This is a genomic window from Streptomyces sp. NPDC093085 (genome assembly GCF_040683935.1).
Classification (GTDB): Bacteria; Actinomycetota; Actinomycetes; order Streptomycetales; family Streptomycetaceae; genus Streptomyces.
Window position 1 is genome coordinate 20,729 of sequence record NZ_JBFBFB010000003.1, and the last position, 21,411, is coordinate 42,139.

General features: G+C 73.2%; 20 protein-coding genes. 10 read left to right on the forward strand and 10 right to left on the reverse strand.

Going from position 1 to position 21,411, the window contains the following annotated elements:
• The first annotated feature begins 38 nt into the window (after nt 1-38).
• Together AB0O07_RS10875 and thpD are read left to right on the forward strand one after the other, a co-directional pair.
• A complete protein-coding gene (locus AB0O07_RS10875) occupies nt 39-437 on the forward strand; it encodes an ectoine synthase (RefSeq protein WP_365630458.1) in 399 nt (132 codons plus the stop codon).
• A gap of 2 nt (nt 438-439) precedes the next feature.
• Nucleotides 440-1,336, forward strand: coding sequence for an ectoine hydroxylase (thpD, locus tag AB0O07_RS10880; protein WP_365630461.1), 897 nt, complete (start codon nt 440-442; stop codon nt 1,334-1,336).
• A gap of 111 nt (nt 1,337-1,447) precedes the next feature.
• Here thpD and AB0O07_RS10885 read toward each other — a convergent pair whose 3' ends face one another.
• Nucleotides 1,448-2,512: an alkene reductase gene (locus tag AB0O07_RS10885; protein WP_365630464.1), complete on the reverse strand. Its 1,065-nt coding sequence runs from the start codon at nt 2,510-2,512 to the stop codon at nt 1,448-1,450.
• 145 nt (nt 2,513-2,657) lie between these two features.
• Between AB0O07_RS10885 and AB0O07_RS10890 the strand changes: the two genes are divergently transcribed.
• Nucleotides 2,658-3,224 (forward strand): MarR family winged helix-turn-helix transcriptional regulator, encoded by a 567-nt coding sequence (locus AB0O07_RS10890; protein WP_365630467.1) that lies wholly within the window; start codon nt 2,658-2,660, stop codon nt 3,222-3,224.
• A 44-nt stretch (nt 3,225-3,268) separates the two neighbouring features.
• Here the strand turns inward: AB0O07_RS10890 and AB0O07_RS10895 are convergent, their stop codons facing one another.
• The 3 genes from AB0O07_RS10895 to AB0O07_RS10905 form a co-directional block, all read right to left on the reverse strand.
• Nucleotides 3,269-3,505, reverse strand: coding sequence for a hypothetical protein (locus AB0O07_RS10895; RefSeq protein ID WP_365630470.1), 237 nt, complete (start codon nt 3,503-3,505; stop codon nt 3,269-3,271).
• 34 nt (nt 3,506-3,539) lie between these two features.
• Nucleotides 3,540-3,881, reverse strand: a complete 342-nt coding sequence (locus AB0O07_RS10900; RefSeq protein ID WP_365630473.1) for a hypothetical protein — start codon at nt 3,879-3,881, stop codon at nt 3,540-3,542.
• Nucleotides 3,882-4,096: 215 nt separating this feature from the next.
• Nucleotides 4,097-5,629, reverse strand: coding sequence for an aldehyde dehydrogenase (NADP(+)) (locus tag AB0O07_RS10905; RefSeq protein WP_365630476.1), 1,533 nt, complete (start codon nt 5,627-5,629; stop codon nt 4,097-4,099).
• A gap of 249 nt (nt 5,630-5,878) precedes the next feature.
• Here AB0O07_RS10905 and AB0O07_RS10910 point away from each other — a divergent pair, with 249 nt between their 5' ends.
• From AB0O07_RS10910 to AB0O07_RS10920, 3 genes are all read left to right on the forward strand, one after another.
• Nucleotides 5,879-6,649: an IclR family transcriptional regulator gene (locus tag AB0O07_RS10910; RefSeq protein WP_365630479.1), complete on the forward strand. Its 771-nt coding sequence runs from the start codon at nt 5,879-5,881 to the stop codon at nt 6,647-6,649.
• A gap of 198 nt (nt 6,650-6,847) precedes the next feature.
• Nucleotides 6,848-8,296: a penicillin-binding transpeptidase domain-containing protein gene (locus AB0O07_RS10915; protein WP_365630482.1), complete on the forward strand. Its 1,449-nt coding sequence runs from the start codon at nt 6,848-6,850 to the stop codon at nt 8,294-8,296.
• A gap of 207 nt (nt 8,297-8,503) precedes the next feature.
• Nucleotides 8,504-9,739 (forward strand): MFS transporter, encoded by a 1,236-nt coding sequence (locus tag AB0O07_RS10920; RefSeq protein ID WP_365630485.1) that lies wholly within the window; start codon nt 8,504-8,506, stop codon nt 9,737-9,739.
• On the opposite strand, the gene AB0O07_RS10925 is transcribed toward AB0O07_RS10920, so the two are convergent.
• Nucleotides 9,722-10,906 carry a hypothetical protein gene (locus AB0O07_RS10925; RefSeq protein WP_365631517.1) on the reverse strand — a complete coding sequence of 395 codons (1,185 nt, stop codon included), beginning with the start codon at nt 10,904-10,906 and terminating at the stop codon, nt 9,722-9,724. The two genes, AB0O07_RS10920 and AB0O07_RS10925, sit on opposite strands and share 18 nt — an antisense overlap.
• Nucleotides 10,907-11,165: 259 nt before the next feature.
• Here AB0O07_RS10925 and AB0O07_RS10930 point away from each other — a divergent pair, with 259 nt between their 5' ends.
• A complete protein-coding gene (locus tag AB0O07_RS10930; protein WP_365630488.1) occupies nt 11,166-11,975 on the forward strand; it encodes an NAD(P)-dependent oxidoreductase in 810 nt (269 codons plus the stop codon).
• 139 nt (nt 11,976-12,114) lie between these two features.
• Nucleotides 12,115-13,323: a TerD family protein gene (locus AB0O07_RS10935; protein ID WP_365630491.1), complete on the forward strand. Its 1,209-nt coding sequence runs from the start codon at nt 12,115-12,117 to the stop codon at nt 13,321-13,323.
• Nucleotides 13,324-13,457: 134 nt separating this feature from the next.
• Here AB0O07_RS10935 and AB0O07_RS10940 read toward each other — a convergent pair whose 3' ends face one another.
• Nucleotides 13,458-13,685, reverse strand: a complete 228-nt coding sequence (locus AB0O07_RS10940) for a hypothetical protein (RefSeq protein WP_365630494.1) — start codon at nt 13,683-13,685, stop codon at nt 13,458-13,460.
• Nucleotides 13,686-13,803: 118 nt separating this feature from the next.
• Complete coding sequence (locus tag AB0O07_RS10945) at nt 13,804-15,222, reverse strand: alkaline phosphatase PhoX (RefSeq protein ID WP_365630497.1); 1,419 nt, start codon at nt 15,220-15,222, stop codon at nt 13,804-13,806.
• Between the two features lie 275 nt (nt 15,223-15,497).
• Between AB0O07_RS10945 and AB0O07_RS10950 the strand changes: the two genes are divergently transcribed.
• Nucleotides 15,498-16,262 (forward strand): SDR family oxidoreductase, encoded by a 765-nt coding sequence (locus AB0O07_RS10950; RefSeq protein ID WP_365630500.1) that lies wholly within the window; start codon nt 15,498-15,500, stop codon nt 16,260-16,262.
• Nucleotides 16,263-16,477: 215 nt separating this feature from the next.
• Here AB0O07_RS10950 and AB0O07_RS10955 read toward each other — a convergent pair whose 3' ends face one another.
• The 3 genes from AB0O07_RS10955 to AB0O07_RS10965 form a co-directional block, all read right to left on the reverse strand.
• Nucleotides 16,478-18,169, reverse strand: a complete 1,692-nt coding sequence (locus AB0O07_RS10955; RefSeq protein WP_365630502.1) for a hypothetical protein — start codon at nt 18,167-18,169, stop codon at nt 16,478-16,480.
• A gap of 159 nt (nt 18,170-18,328) precedes the next feature.
• Complete coding sequence (locus AB0O07_RS10960) at nt 18,329-19,102, reverse strand: antibiotic biosynthesis monooxygenase (protein WP_365630505.1); 774 nt, start codon at nt 19,100-19,102, stop codon at nt 18,329-18,331.
• A gap of 193 nt (nt 19,103-19,295) precedes the next feature.
• Nucleotides 19,296-19,886, reverse strand: coding sequence for an SMI1/KNR4 family protein (locus AB0O07_RS10965; protein ID WP_365630508.1), 591 nt, complete (start codon nt 19,884-19,886; stop codon nt 19,296-19,298).
• 584 nt (nt 19,887-20,470) lie between these two features.
• On the opposite strand from AB0O07_RS10965, the gene AB0O07_RS10970 reads away from it, so the two are divergent.
• On the forward strand, nt 20,471-21,397 hold the full coding sequence (locus AB0O07_RS10970; RefSeq protein WP_365630511.1) for a 4-hydroxy-tetrahydrodipicolinate synthase: 927 nt from the start codon (nt 20,471-20,473) through the stop codon (nt 21,395-21,397).
• The last annotated feature ends 14 nt before the right edge of the window (nt 21,398-21,411 follow it).

Sequence of the window (21,411 nt, forward strand, 5' to 3'; positions counted from 1 at the left end):
CTCCCGAGAGGGATCCGAGAGAAAGGCGTCAACGCACCGTGATCGTCCGATCGTTCAAGGACATCGAGAACACCGACCGCCATGTCAGGTCAGCCTCGGGCACCTGGGAGAGCAAGCGCATCGTGCTCGCCAAGGAGAAGGTCGGCTTCTCGCTCCACGAGACCGTTCTGTACGCGGGTACGGAGACGTCGATGTGGTACGCCAACCACATCGAGGCCGTCCTGTGCGTGGAGGGCGAGGCCGAGCTCACCGACGAGGAGACCGGGCAGACCCACTGGATCTCCCCGGGCACGATGTATCTGCTCGACGGGCACGAGCGCCACACGCTCCGCCCGAAGACCGACTTCCGCTGTGTCTGCGTCTTCAATCCCCCCGTGACCGGGCGGGAGGACCACGACGAGAACGGCGTCTACCCGCTGCTGACCGAGGAGGGCTGACCATGACCGCCACCCCCGTGCACACCGACCTGTACCCGACGCGCGGTCTCGGCGAGGTGACCACCCCGCGCCAGGACCCGGTGGTGTGGTCCGCGCCCGGCGCCGAGGGCCCGATCGCCCGGGACGCGCTCGGGTCGTACGAACGGGACGGTTTCCTCACCGTCGATCAGCTCATCGGACCGGACGAGGTCGCCCTCTACCGGGCCGAGCTGGACCGGCTGATCGCCGACCCGGAGGTGCGCGCGGACGAGCGCTCGGTCATCGAGCCGAAGTCCCAGGACGTGCGGTCCGTCTTCGAGATCCACCGCATCAGCGAGGTGTTCGCCGGGCTGGTGCGCGACGAGCGGCTGGTGGGGCGGGCCCGCCAGATCCTCGGTTCCGATGTCTATGTCCACCAGTCCCGGATCAACGTCAAGCCGGGCTTCGGCGCCTCCGGCTTCTACTGGCACTCGGACTTCGAGACCTGGCACGCGGAGGACGGGCTCGCGAACATGCGGACCGTCTCGGTGTCGATCGCGCTGACCGAGAATTTCGACACCAATGGCGGTCTGATGATCATGCCGGGGTCGCACCGGACCTTCCTCGGCTGTGCCGGGGAGACACCGAAGGACAACTACCGGCAGTCGCTGCGGATGCAGGACGCGGGCACGCCCTCCCACGAGGCGCTGACCTCGCTGGCCGACCGGCACGGCATCCGGCTCTTCACGGGGAAGGCCGGCTCGGCGACCTGGTTCGACTGCAACTGCATGCACGGCTCCGGCGACAACATCACGCCGTATCCGCGCAGCAATGTCTTCATCGTGTTCAACAGCGTGGAGAACACGGCGGTCGAGCCGTTCGCGGCGCCGGTACGGCGGCCGGAGTTCATCGGGGCGCGGGACTTCACCCCGGTGCGCTGACCTCGTACCGCCGGTACATCCGTACGTACGCGAGGGGCGTGGCCCGGCCGGACAGCACATCCGGCCGGGCCACGCCCTTTCCGCGTACGTACCGGATCAGCCCGGCCCGGGTCAGCCCGCCAGCGCCGGGTAGTCGGTGTACCCCTTGTCGCCGCCGCCGAAGAAGGTCGCGCGGTCCGGGGTGTTGTACGGGCCGCCCGCCTTCAGCCGGGCGGGCAGGTCCGGGTTGGCGAGGAAGAGCCGCCCGAAGGTGACGAGGTCGGCGGTGCCGTCCTCGATCGTCTTCAGCGCCTCGGCGTCGACGCCGTTCTCCGCGCTGACGGTCAGGACGAAGGTGCCGGAGAAGAGCTTGCGCAGGGTCTGGGTGAGCTCCCGGGTGTACTCGATCTGGCTGAGGTAGGCGAGGCCCAGCGGCTCCAGCTCCCGTACGAGCGCGGTGTACGTCGGCTCCGGGTCGGGCTCCTCGGTGCCGAGCTGCCCGTTGGCGGGCGAGATCCGGATCGCGGTGCGCGCGGCGCCGATCTCCGCGACGACCGCGCGGGTCAGCTCGACGGCGAAGCGGATCCGGCCCTCGACGGAACCGCCCCACTCGTCGGTGCGCAGGTTGGTGTTGGGGGCGAGGGACTGGTGGACGAGGTAGCCGTTGGCGCCGTGGATTTCGACGCCGTCGAAGCCCGCGTCGATCGCGTTGCGGGCGGCGGAGACGAAGTCGTCGACGGTGGCGCGTATCTCGTCGGAGGTCAGCTCGCGCGGGACCACGAGGTCCTTGGGGCCGCTGTGCAGATAGACCTGCCCCGGCGCGGCCACCGGGGAGAAGCCGACCGGCTCCCGGCCGTCCGGGTAGAGGTCCGGGTGGCCGATCCGCCCGCCGTGCATGAGCTGGGCGAAGATCCTGCCGCCTGCGGCGTGCACGGCGTCGGTGACCCGGCGCCAGGCCGCGACCTGCTCCGCGCTGTGCAGCCCCGGGGTGTCCGGGTAGCCCTGGCCGACCACGGAGGGCTGGATGGCCTCGGTGATCAGCAGCCCGGCGGAGGCGCGCTGGGTGTAGTACTCCACGGTCGAGTCGGTGGGGGAGTTCCCCGGGCCGAAGGCACGGCTGCGCGTCATCGGGGCGAGTGCGATGCGGTTGGCGAGCTGGACGCCCGCGAGGTCGATCGGGTCGAAGGCGGTGGTCATGGAGGTCTCCAGGCAGAGGGAAAGGGCGGCCAGGGCAGCGCCGCCCGTACGGCCGGGGCAATATGTGGCCGACCAAGTAAGTAACGAGGGACCACCGTAACTCATTCCTTGGCCGGCCAATGATAAATGGATTTAAACTCTCGGCATGACCTTGGAGAGCGCGGGCGATCCCGCGTGTACGTATGAACCGCCCACCGTCGCGAGCGGCGGCCCGCTCAGCCACGCCCTGTACCGGGTCGCGCGGCTGCACCGCACCGTGGCGGCGAAGCTGCTGCGGCGCACCGGCCTCTATCCCGGCCAGGAGCTCCTGATGATGCGGCTCTGGGACGCCCCGGCGGCGCGCCAGGCCGAGCTGATCAAGGCGATGGGGCTCGATCCCTCGACCGTGACCAAGATGCTCCAGCGGCTGGAGAGCGCGGGCCATGTGAAGCGCTTCCCGGATCCGGCCGACCGCCGCGCTTCGCTGGTCGAGGCGACACCGGCGAGCTGCGCGCTCCGTACGGAGGTGGCGGAGACCTGGACGGAGCTGGAGCGGCACACCCTGAAGGGGCTCGACGCGACGGAGCGCGCGGAGCTGGCGCGGCTGCTCGCCAAGGTGGAGCGGAACCTCTGCACGGAGGCGGCCCCGGCCCCCGATGCCGCCCCCGGCGCCCCCTCCCCCGGCTCCGGCTCCGGCCCGGCTCTCGGATCCGGAGCCGGGCCGGCCTGCTGACCCGGGGTCCCGGGCCCGGGGCCCGGGGTCCTGGGGCCCCGCCCTCAGACCCCGTGGTGCGGTACCTGGTGGATGTACGAGGCGCCGCACGCGTGGCAGAGGGGCATCCCGGCCGGGGTGCCCCAGGCGTCGGCCGACTGGGTGGCGGCGCCCGGGTCGAGGGCGCGTCCGCAGAGGGCGGTGACGTCGTCGGCGCGGGTCATGTGCCAGACGTAGAAGCGGGGTTCGGGATCCTCGGGGGGACCGCCCGGCTCGTACTCCGCGCGCATTTCGTAATCCATGGTCTATCTCCCGACCTCCCCGGAAGCCGACACGTCAGGAGAAGACGACGGAGCGCAGCTTCAGCCGCTCGGACCCCAAACCGCCGATGCGGAGCGTGTAGTGGTCGCCCTCGCAGTCGACGTCGGTGAAGACCGTCGCGCTGGAGTTGGTCATGTTGCGCGGGGTGTGGGCCGGGGGCACGAACTCCCAGGCCGCCTCGCGGAGGGTGATGCACTCGCGACTCTCGGGGTCCACGAGCCGGCCGACCCGCTGGTCCCCTTCGAGGTCGTGGTACACGTACGAGAACGTGCCCTCGGCGGCCGAGGCCTGGCCCGGCAGGGCGACGAGCAGGGTGAGGGCGCCGACGGCGGCGGCCAGGGTGGGACGCAGACGCATGGTGGGAGGACTCCTCTGTGGTGCTGGCGGCGGGGGCTGGTGGCGCTGGTGGATCTTGAGCCCCACGAGCCTGCCCCGGCCGGAGCCGCGCCGGGGCACGGAGCCACCCGAAAGGGTGTACAGAAACGTTCCGCCCTCACCTGTCCGGAGCAGCGCCGCCCCACCGCGCACAGGGCACGGCGGGGCGGCGGAAGGGTACGGGAACGGCCGGGGTGTCAGCTCTCCGGGCGGCCGTCCACGCGGCGCGGGAGGTCGAGGGGGTTCTCGTCGCGCAGCTCGGGCGGGAGGAGGGCGGCCGGGGTCGACTGGTACGTGACCGGGCGCAGCCAGCGTTCGATCGCGGTGGCGCCGACCGAGGTGGAGGTGGAGGTCGTCGCCGGGTACGGGCCGCCGTGGTGCTGGGCGGGGGCGACGGCGACCCCGGTGGGCCAGCCGTTGACCAGCACACGGCCGGCGAGCGGGGTCACCTCGGCGAGGAGTCCGGCGGCGCCGGGCGTGGTGCCGTCGGCCTCCTCGGCGGCGAGCTGGAGGGTGGCGGTGAGGTTGCCGGGGAGGCGGGAGAGGACCGTGGTGATCTCGTCCGTCGAGGAGTAGCGGGCGACGACCGTGACCGGGCCGAAGCACTCCTCCAGGAGCAGGTCGTGCGGGCCCTCCTCGGCGAGGAGTCCGGCGGGCAGGGTGAGGAAGCCCGCGCTGACGGTGTGCTCGCCGCCCGCGCCGGGGGTGATGGGGGCCTCGACACCGGGCAGCGCGGCGCGTTCCGCCACACCGGCGACGAAGGCGTCGCGCATCCGGTGGTCGAGCATCACACCGGGCTCGGTCTCGCTGACCGCCGTGGTCAGGGACTTGAGCAGACGGTCGCCGGGCTCGCCGGCCGGGGCGAGCACGAAGCCGGGCTTCACACAGAACTGGCCGACGCCGAGCGTCATCGAGCCCGCGAGACCGGTGCCGATCTCCTCGGCGCGCCCGGCCGCCGCCGCCTCGGTGATCACCACGGGGTTGAGGGAGCCCAGCTCGCCGTGGAAGGGGATGGGCGCCGGCCGGGCCGCCGCCGCGTCGAAGAGGGCGCGTCCGCCCCGTACCGAACCGGTGAAGCCGGCCGCCGCGACCAGCGGGTGCTTGATCAGCTCGACCCCGGCCTCGAAGCCGTGGACGACGGTGACGACCTCCTCGGGCAGCCCGACCTCGGCGGCGGCCCTGCGCAGCACGGAGGCGCAGAGCTCGGAGGTGGCGGGGTGGTCCGGGTGCGCCTTGACGACGACGGGGCAGCCGGCCGCCAGCGCGCTGGCGGTGTCGCCGCCGGGCACGGAGAAGGCGAACGGGAAGTTGCTCGCCGAGTAGACGGCGACGACGCCCAGCGGCACCTTGTAGCGGCGCAGGTCGGGCCAGGGCGGGGTGCGGTCGCCGTCGGCGTGGTCGATGCGTACGTCGAGGAACGCGCCCTCGTCGACGACCTCGGCGAAGGCCCGCAACTGGGCGGTGGCCCTGGCGAGTTCGCCGGTGAGCCGGACCGGCCCGAGCGCGGTCTCGGCGTCGGCCGCCTCGATGACATGCTCCCCGGCCGCGTCGAGCAGGTCGGCGGCGGTACGGAGCAGGGCGGCGCGGGTCGTACGGTCCGCGAGCGCCCCCCGGACGGCGTGCGCGCCGCGTACCGCGCTGTCCACCTCCTCCGGCGTGGCCTCTTGCGCGACCTGCTCGCGCGGCTTCCCCGTTCGGGGGTCGACACTCCAGACTGGTGCTGCTGCCACCGCGGCTTCCTTCCCGACTTACTGGTTACTGGCCTACGGATTACTGCCTACTGGCCTACGGACCGCTCGGCGTTCACCATGCTCTCTGTGTCAGGCACCGTCTCCGTCGCAGGTCCCCTGCCCCGGATTGTTCGGTATTCTGAACAAGATTCCTGATGGTGAATGCTCCCAGGACTCTATTTCCGCGCGTTCCGCGTGGTCAAGGGCGGTCGGGGGCGCCGAGACGAGCGGCCGGAAGAGGCGAGGGTCATGGCGGCGGCGGAAACCGGTGGCACGCAGGTCAAGTCCGCGGTACGGACGGTCGAGCTGCTCGAATACTTCGCCGGCCGGCCCGGCATGCATGCGCTGGCCAGCGTCCAGGAGGCGGTCGGGTACCCCAAGTCGAGCCTCTACATGCTGCTGCGCACGCTGGTGGAGCTGGGGTGGGTGGAGACGGACGCGACGGGGACGCGGTACGGCATCGGCGTACGGGCGCTGCTGGTCGGCACGTCGTACATCGACGGCGACGAGGTGGTGGCCGCCGCCCGTCCGACGCTGGACCGGCTCTCGGACGACACCAGCGAGACCATCCACCTGGCGCGGCTGGACGGCGTGAACGTGGTGTATCTCGCCACCCGCCAGTCCCAGCACTATCTGCGCCCCTTCACCCGCGTCGGCCGCCGGCTGCCCGCGCACTCGACCTCGCTGGGCAAGGCGCTGCTGGCGACGCACAGCGACGAGCAGGTGCGCCAGTTGCTGCCGGAGAAGCTGCCCGCTCTGACCGAGCACACGATCACGGACCGCGAGCGGCTGATCGAGGAGTTGCACGCGGTACGGGAGCAGGGGTACGCGGTGGACCGCGAGGAGAACACCCTGGGGCTGCGCTGCTTCGGTATCGCCATCCCGTACCGGACGCCCGCGCGGGACGCGATCAGTTGCTCGGTGCCGGTGGCGCGGCTGACGCCGGCGCACGAGCAGATGATCCAGGACGCGCTCTTCGACGCGCGCGACCGGCTGACGCTGGCGACGAGAAGGCTGTGACGCCGTGCGGCCATGAGGCCGTGACGACGGCGATCCGCTCGGTCCGTCCGGCGTCCGTCCGGCCCGTCCGTTCCGCCCGCTCGGTTCGTCCCCTTCCGGTGCGCTCAGGATGAAGGCTTCCTGAAACAGGATGAAGACTTCCTGAAAAGGGCCGGTCGGCGGAACACGGCCCCCTCCCCCGCTCGTCTCTCCAGCGGGATGAACAAGACGATCAGGCACACAGCGGTCATCTGCCTCGCCCTGGTGTTCGCGCTGCTGGTGCGGGCGACCTGGGTGCAGGCGTTCGAGGCGAAGGCGCTCGCGGACGACACGTACAACCGTCGTACCGCGATCGCCCGGTACGCGCACCCCTTGGGCGACATCATCGTGGCGGGCTCGCCGGTCACGGGGTCGCGGCGGACCGAGGGCGGCGATCTGGCGTACGAGCGCACCTACAAGGACGGTGCCCTCTACGCGCCCGTCACCGGATACAGCTCGCAGGCCTTCGGCGCGACGCAGTTGGAGGGCATCTACGCGGATGTCCTCGACGGGACGGACAGCCGCCTCCAGAACCCGCTCGACGCGCTCATGGGGAAGGAGGCGGCCCCCGGTGATGTGCTGACCACCATCGACCCGGACGTACAGCGCGCCGGATACGCGGCGCTGGGCTCCGCCAAGGGCGCCGCCGTGGCGATCGACCCGAAGACCGGCCGGGTCCTCGCCGTGGTGAGCACCCCCTCGTACGACCCGGCCCGGATCAGCGGGGCGGGCGACGGCGCCGCCTGGAAGGAGCTCACCGGGGACGCGGAGAAGCCGATGGTGAACCGCGCCCTGCGCCAGCCGCTGCCGCCCGGCTCGACGTTCAAGCTGGTCGTCGCGGCGGCGGCGCTGGAGGACGGGCTCTACGGTTCGGTGGACGAGGCGACGGAGAGCCCCGACCCGTACACCCTGCCGACGACCTCCACGGTGCTCCGCAACGAGTCCGCCTCGGCGCCCTGCGCGAACGCCTCCATCCGTACCGCCCTGCGCTACTCCTGCAACACCGTCTTCGCGAAGATGGCCGACGACCTGGGGCAGCGGAAGGTGCGCGCGATGGCGGAGCGCTTCGGCTTCGACGACTCCGCCCAGGACATGCCGGTACGGGCCTCCGCGAGCGTCTATCCGTCGGGCATGGACCGGGCGCAGACGGCCCTGTCGGGCATCGGCCAGTACGACGTGACGGCGACCCCGCTCCAGATGGCGATGGTCTCGGCGGCGCTGGCGAACGACGGTCTGTCGGCCGCGCCGCACATGGTGTCGAAGGTGGTCGACGCGAACGGCGACACCGTGCAGTCGTACCCGGACGGCGACACCACCCGTATCGTCTCCGCCGACACGGCGCGCCAGTTGCGCAGTGCGATGGTGACGGTGGTCGAGGACGGCACGGGCACGAACGCGAAGATCGACGGCGCGGAGGTGGGCGGCAAGACGGGCACCGCCCAGCACGGCGTCGCCAACAGCCGCACCCCGTACGCCTGGTTCACCTCCTACGCGAAGGATGCTTCCAGCGGTAAGGAGGTCGCGGTGGCGGTCGTCGTGGAGGACTCGGGCGCGGCCCGCTCGGAGGTCAGCGGCAATGGACTGGCCGCGCCGATCGCCCAGAAGATGATGAAGGCCGCGTTGAAGTGACCGCTTCCGCCATGGCAGTGCGCGTGCTCCCCAAGGCATCTGTGAGCCATCCGTCACGGCAGCCACCAAGGCACCCACTAAGGCGTCCACCAAGCCACCCGCTAAGGCGTCCACGCGACAGTAAGTAGGTCCTTCTCCCGATGTGGTGGGCGGCTCCTCAGCGGCCACACTGACGCCCGGTGCCGGTGGAGCGGAGGGACGGGGCGGATGGGTGTGCTGCGGGACCGGAACGCGGCTCTCTGTCTCACCGGGGTCGTCGTCTCCGGGTTCGGTACCTCGGCGATGTGGCTGGTGGCGGGGGTCTGGGTCAAGTCGCTGACGGGGTCGGACAGTCTGGCCGCGCTGACGGTCTTCGCCCTGTGGGCGCCCGTGCTGGCCGGGCCCCTGCTGGGGATGGTGGCGGACCGGGTGCGGCGGCGCCCGCTGCTGATCGGCTCGCACCTGGCGATGGGGGCGCTGCTCAGCACGCTGCCCGTGGTGGACTCGGCGGGGCGGCTGTGGATCCTGTTCTCCGTGCTGTTCCTGTACGGCGTGAGCGGGGTCGTCCAGGACGCGGCGGAGGCGGCGCTGGTCACCGCCGCCGTGGACCGGCGGCTGCTGGGCGACTTCAACGGGCTGCGGATGACCGCCAACGAGGGGATGAAGCTGCTGGCGCCGCCGGCCGGCGCGGCGCTCTACGCGCGGTACGGCGGCGGCCCGGTGGCGCTCCTCGACGCGGGGACGTTCGTGGTGGCCGCCGGGGTCTTCGCGCTGCTGCGGGTCCGGGAGGAGCGGCCGGCTCCGGCGGCGCCGGGCGCCTGGCGGGCCGGGTTCGCGGACGGGGTCGCGCGGCTGCGGGGTTCCCCGGCCGTCCGGCCGCTGGTGGTCGCCGGGGCCGTGACGATGCTGCTCGCCGGGGTCAATGGGGCGTTGATCTACGCGGTGATCGACCGGGGTCTCGGCCACGCCCCCGCGTACGCCGGGGTGCTCTACGCCGCGCAGGGCGCCGGGTCGGTACTGACCGGCGTGGCGGCAGGGCCGCTGCTGCGGCGGCTGCCGGAGCGGGCGTACGCCGCCGCCGGGATCGCCCTGTTCGCGGTCTCCGTGGCGGCGCGGGCGGTGCCGTACGACGCGGCGGCGCTGGCGGGCTCCGTGGGGGTGGGCCTGGGGCTGCCGTGCGTGCTGATCGCCGCGCTGACGGCGGTCCAGCGGGAGACGCCGCCGGAGGCGCTCGGCCGGACGGCGGCGAGCGCCAACACCGTGCTGTACGTGCCGAACGCGGTGGCCCTGGCGCTGGGCGCGGGGCTGGTCGCCGTGGTCGGCCACACCGTACTGCTGCCGCTGGCCGGGGCGGCCGGGGTGCTGACGGCGTGGTGGCTGCTGCGCACCGCGCCGCCCGGCGCGGCCTCCGGGGCGCCGACCGGTGCCCCGCCCGCCGCGCCCGGCTCAGCCGTCGAGCTGTGAGAGTGCCGCCCTGACCGCCGCGAGGTCGGGGCCGGAGGCGAGGCCCGCGTGGTAGAGGCGCAGTTCCGTCGCGCCGAGCCGGGCGGCCCGGGCGGCGTCGGCGGCGAGGGTGGCCGGGGCGCCGCCCATGCCGGTGACGATGGGGAAGTTGGCGGCCAGGACGGAGGCGGGGGTGCGGTGTCCGGCGAAGGGGGTGAGCATCGCCTCGGCCGCGCCGCCGCCGCAGGGGAGCACGACACCGTCCGCGACGCCGAGGATGTGCGCCGGGTCGACACCGGCGTTGGCGCCGACCCGGTACGGGGCCGGGTCGGCGTGGAGCAGCACCTGGAAGCCGGGGGGCGCCTCGGCCCGTACCGCGGCGACGGCCGCCTCCTGGAGGCGCCGGGCGACGCCGTGCCGCCACTCGGCGGTACGGGCGGCCAGGTCGGCGCCGAGCAGTTTCCCGACGGCCGGCCAGCCGCTCTCCTGGGACCCGGTGGCCCATACGGGCTCCAGCGCGCGCCGTACGGTGGCGGCGAGGGCGTCCGGGTCGGCGCCCACGGCCCCGTACCCCTCCCGGCAGACCGCGCAGAAGCAGAGCGACATCAGGTACTGCGCGGCGTCCCCGAGCGCGATGCCCGAGGTCTTGTCGTGGGCGTGCAGATGGGCCAGTCCGTACCAGCCGCAGGACTCCAGTTCGGTGCCGCTCGTCCCCGTGCCGGGGCGTACGGCGGCCTCGGCGGCGAGGCCGGTCAGATACGCGGCGACCTCGGGGCGGGCGATACAGGGCGCCCAGGGGTAGCGGTCGCCGTAGGCGTTGACCACGGAGGTGCCGGGGTGTTCGGCGCCGAGGCGGGAGTTGTGGGCGAGGACGACCCAGCTGTGCACGTCGAGCCCGGCCCCGGCCAGCGCCGCGGCGGCCTCGCCGTAGGCGTCCCCGGGGGCCCAGGGCCCGGCGGGGTGCGGGCGCGGCGTCCGGCCGGCCCAGCGGGCGGGGTCCGGCGGGTAGAGGACGGCGGCGTACTCGGCGGTGACGACCCGGTGGCGCGGGTGGCGCGGGGTGAGGGCGCGGGTGGAGTGGTACGCGGCGGCGAGGGTGACCTGTTCGACGCCGAGGTCCGCGATCCTGGCGGGCGCTTCGGGGTCGCCCAGCACATCCCAGGGGTAGACGAAGACGGATGTCCTCATGGACGTCTTCATGGACTTCATGCGTCCTCCTCGGCCGTCCGGACCCATCCGTGCACCAATGTGTTCGCCGTCCATGTCCCTGAACGGCGTCACGCTAATGCGGCGCTGACACACCGGTCAAGACGCTCCGCCGCAACCAGGGGACGGATCGGCCGCCTTCGGGCGACACTTGACGGTGTACCGCGGCACTCCCTATTTTGTCCGCGCATGTGAATTCCATCCACGTATCTGACTCCGAACCGTCGAGGAGATTCCGCCCATGCGCACACCCCGCACCGTCCTGCTCACCGGCGCCGCCGGCGGCCTCGGCACCCTGATGCGGGGCCTCCTTCCGGCGTACGGATACGAGTTGCGGCTCTTCGACGCCACGCCGATCGAGGGCGAGCCGGGCGCCATCACGGCGGACCTGGCGGACAAGGTGGCGCTGCGCGAGGCGGTGTCGGGTGTGGACGCGGTCATCCACCTGGCGGGCATCTCGCTGGAGGCGTCGTTCGACAAGATCGTGCGCGCCAATATCGAGGGGACGTACAACCTGTACGAGGCGGCGCACGAGGCGGGCGTACAGCGCACGGTGTTCGCCTCCAGCAACCACGCGGTCGGCTTCACCCCCCGCCCCGGGCAGGGCGATCCGCTGATCCCGATCGACACCCCGCGCCGCCCCGACACCTTCTACGGGCTCTCCAAGTGCTTCGGTGAGGACCTGGCGCAGCTCTACTGGGATCTGCACGGCCAGGAGACCGTCTCCGTACGGATCGGATCCTGCTTCCTGGAGCCCACCACCGTACGGATGCTCTCCATCTGGCTGAGCCCCGGGGACTGCGCCCGGCTCTTCCACGCGGCGCTCACCGCCGAGGAGGTGGGCCACACCGTCGTCTACGGCTCGTCGGCCAACACCCGCCTGTGGTGGGACCTGTCGACGGCGCGGGCGCTCGGGTACGAACCGCAGGACGACTCGGAGCAGTACGCGGAGAAGCTCATCGCGGAACAGGGCGAGGCGGATCCGGCCAACCCGGAACACACCCGGCTGGGCGGCGCGTTCACGACGAACCCGCCGCAGTGGCCGTACTGAGCGCGGCGGTTCAGCGGCGGTTCACACGGCCGGGTAAGGGGTGGCCGGGTAAGGGTTGGCCCGTACGCCGTGACCGCGTACGACGGTGACCGGGTGCTGAGTAAGGGAACGGCAAAGCGGGACCGTTCGTTACCCCGGCATGACAGCTATGACCCCAGGCTCGAACATCCCCCTCCCCACCGCCCGTGTCGCGGTGGACGTCGCCGCCCCGGTGCGGCTCGACGTATCGGGCCTGCTGCTCACCGCCGACGGCAAGGTGCGCTCGGACGACGACTTCATCTTCTACAACCAGCCGGCCGGCCCCGGCGTCACGTACCGCTCCGGCGGGGGCGCGGCACCGGACGCGATCGTCGTCGACACCGCGGCCGTCCCCGCCGGTGTCGAGAAGATCGTCGTCACGGCGAGCCCGGACGCCGCCGGCCAGAGCTTCCAGGGCATCGAGCCCACGGCCACGGTCCGCGACGCGGCCACCGGCGCCGAGCTGGCCACGTTCACCCCGCCCCGGCTGGGTACGGAGACGGCGCTGGTGGTCGTGGAGATCTATCTGCGCAACGGGGCGTGGAAGGTCCGCGCGGTGGGTCAGGGGTACGCGAACGGTCTGGCCGGGATCGCCACCGACTTCGGCGTCTCCGTGGAGGAGCCGGCCCCGGCGCCCGCCGCCCCGGCGCCCGCCCCGGTGGCCGCGGTGGCCGACCCCCGGGTCGCCGCTCCCCCGATGCCGGGCACGCCGCCGCCGATGCCCGCCGCGCCCGCTCCCGCGCCCGGCGGCGGGAAGATCAACCTGGACAAGGGCCGGGTCAGCCTCCGGAAGAACGAGACGGTCTCGCTGGTCAAGGGCGGCGCCCCGCTGCTCAGCCGGGTGAAGATGGGCCTGGGCTGGGAGCCCGCGTTCCGGGGCAAGGACATCGACCTGGACGCCTCGGTCATCGCGTACGGCCCGACCCGTAACCACCTGGACAGCTGCTACTTCGGCAAGCTCACCATCCTGAACGGGGCGGTCAAGCACTCGGGTGACAACCTCACCGGTGAGGGCGGGGGCGACGACGAGGTGATCGTCGTGGACCTGGGCAGCGTCCCCGCCGAGGTGAGCGGCCTGGTCTTCACCGTCAACTCCTTCTCCGGGCAGAAGTTCACGGAGGTCGCCAAGGCGTACTGCCGGCTGGTCGACGCGTCGACCGACGAGGAGCTGGTCCGCTTCGACCTGACCGGCGCCGAGCCGCAGACGGGCGTGATGATGGCGAAGCTGATCCGGCAGTTCTCCGGCGAGTGGGAGATGACCGCGCTCGGCGCGTTCGAGAAGTCCCGGACGGTACGGGGGATGGTGAAGCCCGCGGCGAAGATCCTCTGAGGCCGCCGGGACCGCCCGGGACCGCCCGAGGTCAGCCGCGCGGCGGGGACGGCACAAGGCCCCGGGCCCCGCGCCCGGGGCCGGTGGCTCACGGGCAGGGACCCGGGGCCTGGGGCCTGGGCCGGTGCGGGGCCTCAGAGTTTGGTGAGCTTGGCGAAGGGGCTGAGAATCCGCCCCTGCCGGCCCGCGAAATCGATGAGCACGGCGTGTTCGCCCTCGACTCCGATGACTCTTCCCAGCCCGAACTGGTCGTGGGAGACCCGGTCCCCCACATCGAACTGCTCGGGCGGAGGCGAGGCCGGAGCCTGGCGGTTGAAGGGACTGGAGGGCAGGTGGCGCCGGGATCCGGCTGACTTTGTCATCACGTGGAGTATGGGCCCAAGGGGCCCCGCCGCGCCATGCCCGTACCCCCGGGAACCTTCCCCGCCCCCGGGATTCCCCGGCCCGTCGGCGCGGCCTCGCATGCCCGTCGGCGCGCGTTCAGCGGCGCGGCGTGCGCCGCCAGGGCCCGGTGACGGCCACCATGATGCCCGGTTCCTGGATGTTGGCGAAGAGCGTGCGGCCGTCCGGCGAGAAGACGACCCCGGTGAACTCGCTGTCGTTGAGATCGTTACGGGCGATGGGGTACGTACGCCCGCCCTCCGTCGCGCCGAAGAGGTGCTGGAGCCCCGCGCCGTCCTCCGCGATGACCAGTCCGCCGTACGGGGAGACGGTGATGTTGTCGGGCCCGTCGAAGGCGCCGTCCTTCGTGGGATCGGGGTTGACGCCGAGCAGCACCTTGAGGGTGAGGGTGCGCCGCCGGGGGTGGTAGAACCAGACCTGGCCGTCGTGCGGGGTGCCGGGGCTCTCCGCGCGGGCGTACGAGGAGACGAGGTACGCGCCCCCGTCGCCCCACCACATGCCCTCCAGCTTCCTGCCCCGGGTGACGTCGCCCTCGCCGAACTGCTTCCGTACGTCGACGCTCCGCGCGTCCCGTTCGGGCACGTCCACCCAGTCCACGCCGTAGACCGTGCCGATCCGGGTGGCGCGCGAGAGGTCGTCGACGAACGCGCCGCGTACGTCGAAGCAGCGCGCCGCCTGGAGCGCGCCCGCGTCGTCCGCGAGCCGGGCGAGCCGACCATGGCCGTGCCGGAAACCATGCGGCGGAACCCACCGGTACAGCAGACCGTTGGGGCCGGAGGCGTCCTCGGTCAGATACGCGTATCCGGTGCGCGGGTCGATGACGACGGCCTCGTGGTCGTACCGGCCCAGCGCCTTGACGGGGCGCGGGTCGCGGTTGGCGCGCCGGTCGTAGGGGTCGACCTCGAAGACATAGCCGTGGTCCTTGGTCATCCCGTTCTCGCCGGCGCGGTCGGTGTTCTCCTCGCAGGTCAGCCAGGTGCCCCACGGGGTGCGTCCGCCCGCGCAGTTGGTCGATGTGCCGGCGATCCCGACCCATTCGGCGGTCCGGCCGTCGGCGCGGGTCTCCACGACGGTGCAGCCGCCGGCCGCCGCGGGGTCGTAGACCAGGCCCTCGGTGAGCGGAACGGGGTGCTCCCAGTCGGCCCTGGGCCCTTCCAGTTCATGGTTGTTGACGAGGAGGGTGACGCCCCGGGGGCCCTCGAAGCTCGCGGTGCCGTCGTGGTTGGAGGGCGTGAACTCGCCGCTCTCCAGCCGGGTGACGCCGCTGTGGGTGAGGATCCGGTACGTGAACCCGGCGGGGAGGGCGAGCACGCCGCGCGGGTCGGCGACCAGCGGCCCGTACCCCGGCTCGGGCGCGGGTCCCGAGGCGACCTCGGGGGCGTCGTCGGCGGCGAGCGCGCCGGGCGCGGTGGCCAGCGCTCCCACGGAGCCGGTGAGGAGGAGCCCCGCGCCGGTGAGCGCGGAACTGCCGGTGAATTCCCTGCGGGTCAGCGACATGGGGATCCCTGGTGTCGGAGAGGGCGGTGGCGGTGGTACGGATGGAACGACAGAGGCGACGGCGGTACGGACGGGGGCGACGGCGGTACGGACGGGGTCCGGACCGGGGAAGGACGGGGGCCGACCGGGGACGGAGGCCGGCCCGACGGGAAGCCCCCTCCCCAGGAGGCGCGCCCCCAGGTCCTGGCGGCCCAGCCTCCTCCCGAACCTCCCCAGCCTCCCGCCCGCTCCTGAACACGACCTGAACACCGCCCGACATCGAGAGGCCCCACCCCATGAACCTCCCCGCCACCGGACGCTCCGTCCTGGTCAGCGGCGCGTCGCGCGGCCTGGGCCGCGCGGTCTGCCGGGCCTTCGCCGCCCAGGGCGACCGGGTCGCCGTCCACTACGGCAGCCGTGCCGCCGAAGCCGAACGCACCCTGGAGTCGCTGCACGGGAGCGGCCATGTGCTGGTCGGCGGCGACCTCTCCGACCCGGCGGAGGCGGCACGCGTCGCGGACGAGGCGGTGCGGGCGCTGGGCGGGATCGACGTGCTCGTCAACAACGCGGCGGTGAATTCACCCCATCCGCTGCCCACCACGGGGTACGAGGAGTGGACGGCGGCGTGGCAGAGCCACCTCTCCGTCAACCTCCTGGCGACGGCGCTGCTCAGCCACCGCGCCGCGCACGACATGATCGCCCGAGGCGCCCCCGGCCGTATCGTCAACATCGGCTCCCGGGGCGCCTACCGGGGCGAACCGGACCACCCCGCGTACGGCGCGACCAAGGCCGCCGTCCACGCCCTGGGCCAGTCCCTGGCGGTCTCCCTGGCCCCGCACGGCATCGGCGTGGCGTCCGTGGCACCCGGCTTCTTCGACACGGAACGCGTGGCCCACCGCCTCACCGGCAAGGAGGGCGAAGCCATCCGCGCCCAGAGCCCCTTCGCCCGCGTGGCCACCCCGGAGGAGATCGCGGAGGCGGTCCGCTGGCTGGCATCCCCGCGGGCCGAGTGGTCCTCGGGCACGGTCCTGGACCTGAACGGAGCCTCGTACGTGCACTGACATCGGGAACGGGCCGGGCATGCGAGGCGCCGCCGGGCCACGCCGCGCCCGGAACACACCACGCCGGGCGGTGCCGGAACAGCACGGGCCCGGAGCGGACCGCACCACACCCGGCCGCGCCGGGCGGTGCCGGGCCGGAACGGGCCGCGCCGCGCCGGCGTTCTGCCGTACCGGAGCGGCGCTGGTTCGTGTCGGTGTGGTGCCCGGCGGCGGGGTCAGTTGCCCTGGCGGGAGCGTGCCTTGAATGCCGCCTTGCGGGCGTCCTTCGCCACCGTGCGGTCCCGGTGGAGGCGGCCCATCGCCTCCAGGACGTCCGCCGTCGCCGGGTGGTCCACGCGCCACGCCGCCTCGAAGAAGCCGCTGTGCTGTCCCACCAGCCCCTCCACCAGCTCCCGCAGCTCGTCGGGCTCGCCCTCCGCGTCCAGTTGCGCGGCGATCGTGTCGACGGCGAGCCAGAAGATCATGGACTCGGGCGGCGCGGGTACGTTCCCCGCGCCCAGTTCGGCCAGCCAGACCCGGGCCAGGCCGCCCAGTTCCGCGTCGTCCAGGACCTCCCGTACCGCTGGCTCGGCCTCCGCGCCGGCCAGCGAGAGCGCCTGCTGGCACTGGAGGCGGCGCAACGGCGCCCCGGCGTCCGTGCCGCGCGCGGCGGCGAGCAGGTCGCGTACGGCCTCCAGCGGCTCGCGCCGGCCGAGCCACCGCTCCGTCTCGGCGCGGGCGGCCGACTCGGGGAAGCGCGCGATGCCGTCGAGGAGCGCGTGGGCGTCCTTGTCGGCGAGTTCGCCCACCACGGGCGCGGTGATGCCCGCCTCCAGCATCCGGGCCCGGATCCCGTAGAGGCCGAGCGGCGTCAGCCGGACCATGCCGTACCGGGTGACGTCGTCCGCGCCGACCGGCGACGCCTCCGCCCCGGGCCCGCCCCCGGACCCGGCGGCGGGCCCGTCCAGGGGCTCCGCGTCCTCCGCGTCCTCCTCCATCAGGGTCTCGTCCACCGGTACGTAGCTGACCAGCCCGATCGGCTCCAGCACCCGGAACTGCTCGTCCAGCCGCATCATCGCCTCGGAGACCTGCTCCAGGACATCGTCGGTGGGCTCGCCCATGTCGTCGGGGACGATCATGGACGCGGCGAGTACGGGCAGCGGGACGGGCCCGTCCGCGCGCCCGCCGTCCGCGACGGTGAGCAGATAGAGGTTGCCGAGGACGCCTTCGAGGAACTCCGACTCCGCCTCCGGGTCCCAGTCGAGCGCGTCGAAGTCGATCTCGCCGTCGCCGTCGATGGCCGCGGCGAGATCGTCGAAGACCGGCACGCTGGCATCGGCCAGGGCGACATCCAGGGCGTCCAGCCAGAGGGAGAGGATGTCCTGCGGGGAGCCGGAGGTGATCACGGCGAGCTGCTCACCGGGGGTGACCCGCCCGGTGGGCTCGTCCGCCTCACCGGCCACGGAGGACTCCGGGGAACCCCCGGCCCCCGGGGACGACTTCGGGGCTCCCGAGCCCCCCAAGGCTCCCGGGGAACCTTCGACCCCACCGGGCCCGGCGGCCTCGCCCGGCCCGTCGGAACCGTCAGGCCCTCCAGCCCCCTCGGCCCCGGCGGAAGCGGCAGGCTCGTCCGGCCCCTCGGCCTCCACCACCTCCACCAGCCCCGTGTCGACCGCCACGCGCCACGCCTCGCTCGCGTACACCTCGGCGTCGCCCTCCGACAGCCCCTCCCCCAGGTCGAGCCGGCTGGCCGCGGCGGGCAGCAGCTCGTCGACCAGCTCGCCCCCGGCGCCCACCCGTGTCTCCGGGCCCGCCCAGCGGGCGAGGCGCACGGCTCGGGCGAAGAGCGGCGCGGCGAGCGCGTCCCGGGCCAGTTCGGCGTCCGAGAGGAGCCGCACCGGCGGCAGGCTGGGGTGGTCCGCGGGCATCTGGTGGGTCTCCTTAGGGAGGGGGACAAGGCGGTACGGTGGCCGACCGGTTCCCCAGCGTAAACGCTCCGGGCCCTTCCCCACCGGTTCATGTACCCGACAACCACCCACCCCCGCGCGCCCGTTCGCCCCGGCGCGCCCCGGCCCCGCGGCGCCGGGTCACGCCGCGGCGTCGCCCTCCGGGGAGAGGGTGATCGCGGGCGTCCAGCGGGTCACGACGCTGCCTTTCAGCCCCGGGTAGTCGCGGACCGCCTGCCACTGCGCGGTGTCCGAGCCGATGCCCTGTCCGGGCCGCGCGAGGGCGTCGGCATGGGCCCGCGCGCTCTCCCACGCGGCCAGGTTGAGCACCCGCGTCCCGTCCAGAGAGACATGGAAGTACGCGTTGAGCCCGCCCGGCGGCAACGCGGGGTCCGTCGCCAGCGCTTCGAGAACCGTGTCGACCCAGCCACGCGGGCGCGCCGGCGCCGCGGCGTCCGCCGGGCCCGCGCCCTCGGGGCCGGGCGCCTCGAACTCCACGTCGACGGTGACGAAGCACCCCGGCACCGGAGCCTCCGCCGGCGCCGCGCCGGCCGCTTCCGCCGTCGGACCCGTCGCGCGGTAGAGGATGTACTGACTCAGCCCCACCCGCTCGATACCGGGCACGGCGGCGTCGATCTCCGCGACGCGCTCGTCCCGGCCCTGGGCGACGAACGCCCGGTACGCGGCCTGGTCGCGCCACTGCGAGTAGTGGAACAGCGCGTCACCGTCGTCCCCGGTGAGGACGGAGTACGCGAGCGGCCCGTTCTCCGGCCACGGCCTGCTCCGCCAGGCACGGGTGATCGCCTCGACCGCCGCCCGCTGGCGCTCGGGCATGGAGACCCGCCAGGTGCTGGCCATGACGACGCCCACACCGGGACGCATGACATCCGGAAGAGTGCTCAGCCGTACGGACATGGTGGTCCTCCTCCTGTGCGCGCCCCTGTGGCACGCCCCTGACCACCATGGTCGAAGCTGAAGCGCGGTTGAGGTCAACTCACGCGGTCCCGCCGAGGCGGCCTCTTCACCCCGTTCACCCCGTCATCCCCGTTCACCCCGTTCTCCCTGCTCGCCCTCGCTACGCACGCTCTACGCGCGGTGCCACACAACGTCAGACGACGACGTCGAACCACGGGCGGCGCGCGGCGGCCCACTGCGTCACCCACCCGGCGAAGCCCGACCCGGTGACCGGGTGGCCGAAAGCCACCCCATAAGGCGCGGCTCCGACGTCGCTGATGTTCCAGATCCGGCCACGCTCCGCGCCGGTGACGACCAGGTGCCAGTACATGCCGCAGCCGTCCGTGCCCAGCACCACGCTGCCGTGGTTGCTGACCTCGTCGATCAGCGGCTCTATCTCCTCGTACGGCCGGAGGTCGTCCTCCCAGACCCATGCCTCCGTGAGGGGGAACGGCTTCGACAGCACCCGCTGCGTCTGGTCGCACCCCCAGTCCTCGGGGACCGAGGCCACCGGTATCAGCCCGTCGACGTCCGCGGGGCCTTCGGTGAATCCGTCGCATATCTCCGCGACCAGCGTCCGGTACGGCTCGGGCAGGACGATGCCCTGAGCGCGCTCGAAGGCCCGTACCCCGTCCCAGCCCAGCGGCGGCAGCCGCCGCTCCGGCGGGAAGGCCGCGCGCAGCGCGTCGAGTTCGCCCCGGTCGGCTCCGCCCCGGCCGGCGCTCTCGGTGTTTTCGGTATTCATGCTCCCCTTGCCCTCCATGTCCCTCATTGCACCAGCACCCACTGACACTCCGCCCGCTGCTACCCCGAAGCACCCTCCGGCACGCCGGTGGCCGGGGCGGCGTCGTGGTCGGTGAGCCGTACGATAGGACGCCGTTCCGCCCGCGCGTACTCATGCGCATACCTCGGGGCGCGATACCAGGCCACCGCGTCCTGTTCACACCACGGGCGCCCTGTGGCGCCGCGCGCCGGGGCGTCCGGGCAGGTCGGAGGGGTGCCGGGGGCGACGGCCTCGGGCCGCCCGCGCCGGGCCCGCCGGGGATCACCGCCGCGCGGAGCGTCTCCGGTACACACGGCCCGCGATCCTTGGCCAGAACTTCCACGTTCGGCTAACCATTGACGCGATAGGGCCCGTGCTCTGTGATGCGCGCGCACCACGCCATCCCCCTTCCCCCGTTCGACCCCTCGCACGAACCGGCACGCGGGTTTAGGGGCCTTCGCCGATCATGCCAGATCGGCACACCAGGCAACCTTCAGCATTACTTCACTCTCACCCACAGAAGAACTAAGTGGACCTTCATAGTCCGCCGGGCGGAGACTCCCGGCATGACGAGTTCACACCCCTTCGGACGCGCTCTTTGCGCCATGGTCACGCCCTTCACCTCCACCGGGGAGCTGGATCACGCCGGCGCCCGGCGCCTCGCCCGCTCCCTGGTGGCCGGAGGCTGCGACGGCCTGGTCCTGAACGGCACCACCGGGGAGTCCCCCACGACCAGCGACGCCGAGAAGTCCGCCCTGGTCGAGACCGTGTGCGCGGAGGTCGGCGACCGGGCGCACATCCTCGCGGGCATCGGCACCGCGGACACCCGCCACACCCGCGCGCTGGCGCGCGACGCCGAACGCGCCGGAGCGCACGGCCTGCTGGTGGTCGCCCCGTACTACAGCCGCCCCCCGCAGGCGGATGTCGAGGCACACTTCCTGCGCATCGCCGACGCGGCGCGCGTACCGCTGATGCTGTACGACATCCCGGCCCGCACCGGCACCCGGATCGAGCCCGCGACCCTCGTCCGGCTCGCCGCGCACCCGCGCGTCGCGGCCGTCAAGGACTGCGCGTACGACCTGCTGGGCAGCGCGAAGGTGATCGCCCGCACATCGCTCGCGTACTACTCGGGGTGCGAGGAGCTGAACCTGCCGCTCTACGCGGTCGGCGGCGCGGGCTTCGTCAGTACGGTGGCCAATGTCGCGCCGGGTCCGGTGCGCGCCGTACTGGACGCGTACGACCGGAACGACCGGAACGGCCGGGACGCGCGTGCCGCCTCCGTACGGGCGCATCAGCGCGTACTGCCGCTCGCCGAGGCGATGATGGCGGCCGGGCTGCCCGGTGCCGTCACCGCGAAGGCGCTGCTCGCGCGGCTCGGACAGCCGGGCGGACCGGTCCGTGAACCGCTGCGGCCCGCCGGCCGGGGGACGGCCGACGGGCTGCTGAGGCTGTACGACGCCCTCACCGCTCCCCGCGTGAACCCGCAGGGGTGACCCGGCAAGGGTGG

Coding starts and splice junctions, on each gene's coding strand:
- AB0O07_RS10890 (WP_365630467.1), top strand. CDS start 2,658: ATGACCTTGGAGAGCGCGGGCGATCCCGCGTGTACGTATGAACCGCCC.
- AB0O07_RS10925 (WP_365631517.1), bottom strand. CDS start 10,906: ATGAGGACATCCGTCTTCGTCTACCCCTGGGATGTGCTGGGCGACCCC.
- AB0O07_RS10950 (WP_365630500.1), top strand. CDS start 15,498: ATGAACCTCCCCGCCACCGGACGCTCCGTCCTGGTCAGCGGCGCGTCG.
- AB0O07_RS10965 (WP_365630508.1), bottom strand. CDS start 19,886: ATGAATACCGAAAACACCGAGAGCGCCGGCCGGGGCGGAGCCGACCGG.
- AB0O07_RS10930 (WP_365630488.1), top strand. CDS start 11,166: ATGCGCACACCCCGCACCGTCCTGCTCACCGGCGCCGCCGGCGGCCTC.
- AB0O07_RS10935 (WP_365630491.1), top strand. CDS start 12,115: ATGACAGCTATGACCCCAGGCTCGAACATCCCCCTCCCCACCGCCCGT.
- AB0O07_RS10955 (WP_365630502.1), bottom strand. CDS start 18,169: ATGCCCGCGGACCACCCCAGCCTGCCGCCGGTGCGGCTCCTCTCGGAC.
- AB0O07_RS10895 (WP_365630470.1), bottom strand. CDS start 3,505: ATGGATTACGAAATGCGCGCGGAGTACGAGCCGGGCGGTCCCCCCGAG.
- AB0O07_RS10885 (WP_365630464.1), bottom strand. CDS start 2,512: ATGACCACCGCCTTCGACCCGATCGACCTCGCGGGCGTCCAGCTCGCC.
- AB0O07_RS10960 (WP_365630505.1), bottom strand. CDS start 19,102: ATGTCCGTACGGCTGAGCACTCTTCCGGATGTCATGCGTCCCGGTGTG.
- AB0O07_RS10900 (WP_365630473.1), bottom strand. CDS start 3,881: ATGCGTCTGCGTCCCACCCTGGCCGCCGCCGTCGGCGCCCTCACCCTG.
- AB0O07_RS10910 (WP_365630479.1), top strand. CDS start 5,879: ATGGCGGCGGCGGAAACCGGTGGCACGCAGGTCAAGTCCGCGGTACGG.
- AB0O07_RS10940 (WP_365630494.1), bottom strand. CDS start 13,685: ATGACAAAGTCAGCCGGATCCCGGCGCCACCTGCCCTCCAGTCCCTTC.
- AB0O07_RS10920 (WP_365630485.1), top strand. CDS start 8,504: ATGGGTGTGCTGCGGGACCGGAACGCGGCTCTCTGTCTCACCGGGGTC.
- AB0O07_RS10970 (WP_365630511.1), top strand. CDS start 20,471: ATGACGAGTTCACACCCCTTCGGACGCGCTCTTTGCGCCATGGTCACG.
- AB0O07_RS10945 (WP_365630497.1), bottom strand. CDS start 15,222: ATGTCGCTGACCCGCAGGGAATTCACCGGCAGTTCCGCGCTCACCGGC.
- thpD (WP_365630461.1), top strand. CDS start 440: ATGACCGCCACCCCCGTGCACACCGACCTGTACCCGACGCGCGGTCTC.
- AB0O07_RS10915 (WP_365630482.1), top strand. CDS start 6,848: ATGAACAAGACGATCAGGCACACAGCGGTCATCTGCCTCGCCCTGGTG.